This window comes from uncultured Lutibacter sp. (assembly GCF_937891065.1).
Classification (GTDB): Bacteria; Bacteroidota; Bacteroidia; order Flavobacteriales; family Flavobacteriaceae; genus Lutibacter.
Genome location: NZ_CALAEQ010000183.1, coordinates 36,105 through 43,771, shown reverse-complemented (window position 1 = coordinate 43,771; position 7,667 = coordinate 36,105). Strand labels below are relative to the sequence as shown.

General features: G+C 30.7%; 5 protein-coding genes. 3 read left to right on the top strand and 2 right to left on the bottom strand.

Going from position 1 to position 7,667, the window contains the following annotated elements:
• Positions 1 to 113 precede the first annotated feature (113 nt).
• Both Q0352_RS10115 and Q0352_RS10110 read right to left on the bottom strand, forming a co-directional pair.
• Positions 114 to 2,561 (bottom strand): glycoside hydrolase family 2 TIM barrel-domain containing protein, encoded by a 2,448-nt coding sequence (locus Q0352_RS10115; RefSeq protein WP_299527180.1) that lies wholly within the window; start codon positions 2,559 to 2,561, stop codon positions 114 to 116.
• Positions 2,562 to 2,572: 11 nt separating this feature from the next.
• Positions 2,573 to 3,712 (bottom strand): glycosyl hydrolase 53 family protein, encoded by a 1,140-nt coding sequence (locus Q0352_RS10110; protein WP_299527179.1) that lies wholly within the window; start codon positions 3,710 to 3,712, stop codon positions 2,573 to 2,575.
• 191 nt (positions 3,713 to 3,903) lie between these two features.
• Between Q0352_RS10110 and Q0352_RS10105 the strand changes: the two genes are divergently transcribed.
• The 3 genes from Q0352_RS10105 (at position 3,904) to rluF (ending at position 7,635) form a co-directional block, all read left to right on the top strand.
• Positions 3,904 to 4,056, top strand: a complete 153-nt coding sequence (locus Q0352_RS10105; RefSeq protein ID WP_299527178.1) for a hypothetical protein — start codon at positions 3,904 to 3,906, stop codon at positions 4,054 to 4,056.
• A 78-nt stretch (positions 4,057 to 4,134) separates the two neighbouring features.
• Positions 4,135 to 6,759: a hypothetical protein gene (locus Q0352_RS10100; protein ID WP_299527177.1), complete on the top strand. Its 2,625-nt coding sequence runs from the start codon at positions 4,135 to 4,137 to the stop codon at positions 6,757 to 6,759.
• Between the two features lie 45 nt (positions 6,760 to 6,804).
• Positions 6,805 to 7,635, top strand: coding sequence for a 23S rRNA pseudouridine(2604) synthase RluF (gene rluF, locus Q0352_RS10095; protein WP_299527176.1), 831 nt, complete (start codon positions 6,805 to 6,807; stop codon positions 7,633 to 7,635).
• Positions 7,636 to 7,667 lie beyond the last annotated feature (32 nt).

Below are 7,667 nucleotides of genomic sequence, written 5' to 3'. Positions count from 1 at the left end.
ATGCGGCAGTCTTGAAAACTGTTGAGGGTCACACCTCCGGGGGTTCGAATCCCTCATTCTCCGCAAAAACCCAATAAATCAAATGATTTATTGGGTTTTATTTTTAAATTAATTTATTCAATTTTAATTACAACAGAGTCTTTTAGTAACCCTTTTGTTGAAGCAATTACCTTTGTATTCCCTTTTTCGAAACCAGCTGATAAAATAAGCATCGCTTTTCCATAGAAAAGGTCTACATAGTTTGACTTAAATGGCTTAAATGATTGTGGGTTTCCATTCCCAACTCCTGCAATATACCCGTTTCCTTCAGTTGTTATTTCAATTTGATTATCTGCTAAAGGACATAAATTTCCATCTTTATCAAATGCTTCTATAAGAATATAGGAAAGATTCTTCTTCGTTGTATTTATAATTGTTCTGTCCGGAGTCAATTTTATTCTATAAGGTTTTCCTGTTGTTTTTATTATTTTTTCACCAATAAACTTACCTTCCTTATAAACAATCACTTTTACTTCCCCTGGCTCATAAACAACATCATCCCACATCAATCTAAATCGCTCTGTTGAAATTTTAGAAGAAGGTTTTTTACATTGCTTTCCTTGTGTTTTTCCATTTATAAAAAGTTCAGCGCAATCACCATTTGTATATACAAATACGGGAGTTTTTTTACCTTCTCTATCTTCCCAATTCCAATGAGGCAAAATATGAATTGTATTTTCCTCTGGTTTCCAATAACTTTTATATAAATAATATCTGTCTTTCGGAATACCAACCAAATCAACAATTCCAAAATAAGAACTTCGTGAAGCTTCTTTATCTGTCATTCCCATTTTTATAACTGCTTTATTTCCATAAGGTGTTGGCTCTCCCAAATAATCAAAACCAGTCCACACAAATTCACCTGCAACATAGTTTTCATCTTGTTGCCACATAAAATCATCATCAGCTATTTCAGCCCAATCAGGTGCATTAAAATCATACGAACTAACTTGTAAAGATTTAGTGAAGTCATCCTTTTTTAAAGGCAATGGAAATTCGTAAAACCCTCTTGTACTGAGTGTAGAAGCTGACTCACTAATAATTACAGATTTATTAGGTTCAAGCTGTCTTGCCAAACGGTAACGTCTTGTATAGTTCCAACTATGCACATCGTAATAATCAAAATGACGTAAATTAGCACTTTCCAAATTGTCATTTGCCAATGTAGTTGGACGTGTTGGATCATATTTGTTCACATAATTTACCATAGTGTGCAACTTCTTAAATCCGTTATTTAAATTCCATTGAACATCTCCAATTTCATTACCAACACTCCAAATAAATATGGATGGATGATTTCGATCACGAACTACAAAATTTCGAATATTTCTATGTGCATAATCTTCAAAATTGGTTTCTGAAGTAATGTCTATTTTAGCATCATATTTATCAAATGCCTCATTAAAAACTAAAATCCCCATCTTATCACACAAATCTAATACTTCTGGTGCAGTAACATTATGACTATTTCTAATAGCATTTGCACCCATTGATTTCATAATTTCTAATTGGCGTTCCATAGCTCTTTCATTAAAAGCAACTCCTAAAGGCCCAAAATCACTATGAAGATTTACTCCTTTTAATTGTATTCTTTTATCATTCAAATAAAAACCATCATCCGCTGTAAAACGAATTGTTCTAACACCAAATAATGTTGAATAAGTATCTATTATTTCATCATTTTTATAAATGGTAGTTACCGCTTTATAAAGTATCGGATTTTCTACATCCCAACGTATTGGATTGGCTATTTGTGCTGTAACCTCAAAATCTTTTGTTATTCCTGCTGAAATATTCCCTAAAATTGATGCTCTTGCAACTTCATCACCTTTTGAATTTAATATAATTTGTTCAACTTTAATAGCTTCTAAGTCTTTTGATTGATTTTGAACGGATGTACTTATCCTAACATCGGCATAATTAGGTTTCACAATTGGGGTAGTAATATAGGTTCCCCATACGGCAACGTGAATTGGATTAACGACTAACATTTGTACTTTTCTATAAATACCTCCTCCCGGGTACCACCTACTTTCATGTTCTCTGGTGTCTGCGTGAACAGCTAAAATATTTTCACCTCCAAAATTCACAAAATCAGTAATATCTAATTGAAATGAGTTGTATCCATAATCCCATTCACCTGCTAATTTTCCATTTACATATACTTTTGGGAAAGCCATAACACCATCAAAAATCAGATAAATTCTTTTATTTATATAATTTGAGGGGATTTCTAGTTGCTTTCTATACCAACCTTCACCTTTCCAAGGAAGTTTCCCTGTATCTCCATCACCATCAATAATAAACGGACCAGTTATTGCCCAATCATGAGGAATTATAACATCTTGCCAAGAAGTAGCATCAAAATCTGTTTGGGATGCATTTTCAGGGTTTCCTTTAGTAAATTTCCAATCTTTTTGAAGTGTAAAAACATCTCTTTCTTGTGCCTTAATTTCTGAAATTGTAATAAACAACATAAAAATAAGCACTGTTCTATTCAAGAATAATTTAAGTGATTTCATTTGTGTAAAAATTAATTACTTAAGGAAGCATTGTAAAATTTCATTCCTAAAGTAGATTGGTTATTAAAATCGAATAATGTGGCATTGTCCCAATGGGAACCTTGTTCCCAAAGCGTACTGCAATTTGTTGACACCCAAGCAGGCTCCCAATAAATGAGACCTTCTCCTCCTGAAATTTCAATAATACTTTTCAATTTATTAAGATAATTTAATTGTCCTATTTGTGTTGCGGGATAGCCAGTAATTATAGCATCACTTCCAAGTATATTGTTTGCTGAATCTGCATTTTCAAGAGTGAACGGATAGGCCGTTTCAACAATCATTAGCCTTTTTTTGTATGTGTTAATTAAAGTTGTTAATGGGGTTGAAAGAGTTGCCAATGTATAATCTGACCAAATAGGATAATAGGAAAGCCCAATCCAATCAAAATCTGTAACGCCATTTTGAGTTGCTTGTTCAAACCACCACAAACCGTTTTCAGGTTGTGCAATATGAAGCATTACTTCTATTTCTTTCTTTTTTGCAGCTGAAATATCTCTTACAGCTTTAATTCCTTTATTGATAAGATATGAATTTCTATTCCAGTCTATTGGCCATTGAAGTTCGCCTTGTTGAAGAATCATTGGGTTAATTTCGTTTCCAACCTGAACAATATCTGGTAATAAATTTGCATATGCTAAATCATTAAGTATTTGGTATGTATAATTGTACAACAAGTCTCCTAAAGTTACTGTATTATTTAATTCACTTTCCCAAGCAGCAGGAATTTCTTGCTTTGATGGATCGGCCCAAGTATCAGAATAATGAAAATCGAGTAAAACATTCATTCCTTCTGCTTTTGCTCTTGAAATTGTTTTTTTTACATCTTCATAATTTGAGTAATTCGTCCAAGATGGGTTATTCCAAAGTCGAACTCTAACCAAATTTGCGCCTGCTTCCTTAAATATTTTATATGGATCTTTTGAAATACCGCTTAAATCTTTATAAACGGCTCCACAATCTTCCATTTCATTAACATAGGATAAATCTGCACCATAATAAAAACTGGGAGGCTGATTGGTTATTACTTCTTCATCATTTTTTTCATCTAGGTTTTCCCCAGATGAACAAGAAATAAAAAATAATAGTATTAAAATGGTGAAATATTTCATTATTATAAATTTTGTAATATCATAAAAATCAATGCTAAAGTACATTTCATTTACACAAAAACAAACTAGTGCTCACCCGTTTTTCTTGAGAAATATTTTTACATTTGCTCAATAGAGTTTATTTTTAGTAAAACATACGATTTCAATAAATTATTTTATCTATTGAAAATGAACTTATTCCGAATAAAGAAATGGAAATCAATACTTTCATTAATAGCGTTATTTTAAGTGGTAATGTAATTGGATCAAAAATGAAGGGTAAAGGCTTTGGAAGTTGTGCAATAAATATAATTGCTAAAAATTCCGTAAATATTGTGAATGAATTTTCAAAATTACACCATTAAAAATTCAATAATGAATGTTCCGTTTATTTCGTTTAAATTTCTAAAGGAACTCATTTAATATATTAATAATCAATAAAAATGAACTCAACTTCTCTATTTCTAAATAACTATATTCAAAATTTAAAAGGATATTCAATAATAGTATTACTTACTTTTCTTTTAAGTTTTAGTTATTCTTTTGCTCAAAATCAATCCTCAGATGCTACTATTTATGTAGATACTAATGGAATTATGAAATGGACTGAAAACAATGAAGAAGTTCATGGTTTTGGCGTAAATTATACGGTTCCCTTTGCTCATGGTTTTCGCACAGCAAAACAATTGAATATTAATCTAAAAGAAGCTATTGACAATGATGTGTATCATTTCTCACGGCTTGGATTTGATTTATATCGTGTTCATGTTTGGGATACAGAGATAAGTGATACCCTCGGAAATCTAATAGAAAATGAACACTTAGATGCTTTTGATTATCTATTAAAAAAATTAAAAGAAAAAAATATTAATTTTATTATTACACCTATTGCTTTTTGGGGAAACGGTTGGCCTGAACCTGATGAAAACACGCTTGGATTTTCGTATAAATATGGGAAAAATGATTGCCTTACTAATCCTGAAGCAATAAAAGCGCAACAAAATTATTTGTTTCAATTATTAAATCATGTGAATCCATATACTGGAATTGCTTACAAAGACGAACCAAATATTATTGCCTTTGAGATTAGCAACGAGCCGCATCATAGAGGTGATGCTGAAAGTGTTACTAAATTTGTGCAAGGAATGACAAATTCAGTACGTAAAACAGGAACTAAAAAACCAATTTTTTACAATATAAGTCACGCAGTTCATTTTGCAGATGCTTATTTTAATGGTGGTATTCAAGGTGGAACCTTTCAGTGGTATCCAACGGGTTTAGGATATCAAAGAGAATTATCTGGAAACCTTTTACCTAATGTGAATAAGTATAATATTCCTTTTGAAGAAACGATTAAAAAGCACAAAGGAGCAAAATTAGTATATGAATTTGATGCTGCCGATGTTGGAAAATCATATATTTATCCGGCAATGGCTAGAAGCTTTAGAGAAGCTGGTATTCAAATTGCTACACACTTCGCCTATGACCCGACATATTATGCAAATGTAAATACCGAATACAATACGCATTATATGAATTTGGTTTATACACCACAAAAAGCATTGAGCTTGATGATTACATCTGAAGTATTTCATCAAATTCCAATGTATAAAAACTTCGGAAGATATCCCGACAATACTTCTTTTGATAATTTTAAGGTTGATTATGAAAATGACTTAGCTGAGTATAATTCAAGTGATAAGTTTATTTATACAAATAACACTTCTTCAAAACCAATAAATGAAAAAAAATTAACTCAAATAGTAGGTTTTGGAAATTCTGAAATAGTTAACTATGAAGGAAAAGGGGCTTACTTTTTGGATAAGTTAAGTAAAGGTACTTGGCGTTTAGAAGTAATGCCCGATGCTATTTGGGTAGACAATCCGTTTGGGCACAATAGCCCTAAAAAAATTGTTGGAGTTGTAAATTGGGAGGAATGGAAAATGAGAATTAATTTAAATGATTTAGGTTCAAACTATACTGTAGAAGCTATTAATGCTGATAATAATTACTCAACCACTGTAAATGAAACTTCATTTTTAATAATGCCCGGAACCTATATTATAAGTAAAAAAGGTGTCCCTGAAAATTGGTCATCAAATGACGAATGGAAAGATAATAAATTAAATGATTTTTTTGCTCCAAAGAGTAACGTTACAAAAACATATTTAAAACATATTCCTATTAAAGAAATTTCAAAAAATAGTGAATTGGAAATCACAGCTCAAATTGTGGCGCCAAAAAATCCTACAAAAGTTGAATTACAGATATATAATGGTTTCAAGAGAGAAATACTAGTCATGGAAAGAAATGGTTATAATTATTCAGCAAAAGTTCTATCTGAAATCATAACAACTGGTTATTTAAAATATCAAATTATTGTAAAAGAAGATGATAAATGTATAACATTTCCCGGTAATTCTGAAGGCGAGCCTTATGATTGGGATTTTTATGACAAAAGTACTTATGAAATTTCTGTTGTTCCTAATTCAAATCCAATCTATCTTTTTAACGCAAAAACAGATGCTGATTTATTAGTTAAAGAATGGCGAAATACATTTAAACTTTTACCAACAAAAAATGAAAATGAAGCAGAATATCAAGTAAATATTGAAAAATTATTTGTGCAGGACAATGAAAATTTAAATGCAAAACCAATTTATGATTATAGCTTTAAGCATTTTATTATTGATAAAATTGAAGGTCGAAAATCAGATGTAACTTCAAAAGAAAATCTTGTCTTTTATGGTAACGCTTTAAATAATAAGCCTTGTAAATTGCTTATAGCATTTGTAATGAATGATGGATCTTCGTTTGGAAAAGTTATTGAAATTGGCACTGAACTAAAAGAATACGAAATTTCACTAAATGATTTAAAGCCTGTAAAAACAGTTACGCTCCCTAGACCTTATCCAAGCTTTTTACCGTATTATTTGGAGCATAACATTCATTCTAATTTTAATATCCAAAATAGTGAAAGCATCCAATTTTCAATAGGTCCTGATATTCCAAATAGTCAATTAGAAGACGCTCACGGAATAAGCATAATTAGTGTTTCTTTGAAATAAATACAAAACATAATTTAGTAACTTTGTCGCTTTAAATTTCTATACGTGGAAAATACGAACGAAAATTCAATTAATTTAAATAAATATATCAGCAGTACCGGCATTTGTTCTCGCAGAGAAGCTGAAAAATTAATTGTAGATGGAAAGGTTACAATTAACGGAAAGCCTACTCAATTAGGAAATCGTGTTACGGATGGTGATATTGTTAAAATTAACGGTAAACTTTTACAAGTAAAACCTAAAACGCTGTACATAGCTTTTAATAAGCCTATTGGAATTGTTTGTACAACAGATTCTAAAGAACGTAAAAATATTATTACCTATATCAATCACCCTGAACGACTTTTTCCAATTGGCAGATTAGATAAACCTTCGGAAGGATTAATTTTTTTAACAAACGATGGTGATATTGTAAATAAAATTCTGAGAGCAGGAAATAATCACGAAAAAGAATATATTGTAACTGTAAATCAACTAATTACAACTGATTTTATTCAGAAAATGAGTCAAGGGATTCCTATATTAGGAACTATAACAAAAAAATGCTTCGTTGAACAACTCAATAAAAATACGTTCAAAATTATATTAACACAAGGTTTAAATAGGCAAATTAGAAGAATGTGCGAATATTTAGAATATGATGTAACCAAACTAAAACGCACAAGAATTATGAATGTTACTATTGGTAATTTGGAAGTTGGTCAATGGAGAGAATTAACTTCTGAAGAAATGAATCAAATTAACGAAATGATTGCTACTTCTTCTAAAACCGAAGAAGCATCAAATGATATTCAAAAAAAGACCTTTTCGAAGAAAGAATTTTCTCCAAAAAATAGAAAACCAAATTTTCAACCAAAAAGAAGAAGGAATAGCTAAAACCAAGCTTCATGTCTAACTTCAAGATTTAA

Coding starts and splice junctions, on each gene's coding strand:
- Q0352_RS10115 (WP_299527180.1), bottom strand. CDS start 2,561: ATGAAATCACTTAAATTATTCTTGAATAGAACAGTGCTTATTTTTATG.
- Q0352_RS10110 (WP_299527179.1), bottom strand. CDS start 3,712: ATGAAATATTTCACCATTTTAATACTATTATTTTTTATTTCTTGTTCA.
- Q0352_RS10105 (WP_299527178.1), top strand. CDS start 3,904: ATGGAAATCAATACTTTCATTAATAGCGTTATTTTAAGTGGTAATGTA.
- Q0352_RS10100 (WP_299527177.1), top strand. CDS start 4,135: ATGAACTCAACTTCTCTATTTCTAAATAACTATATTCAAAATTTAAAA.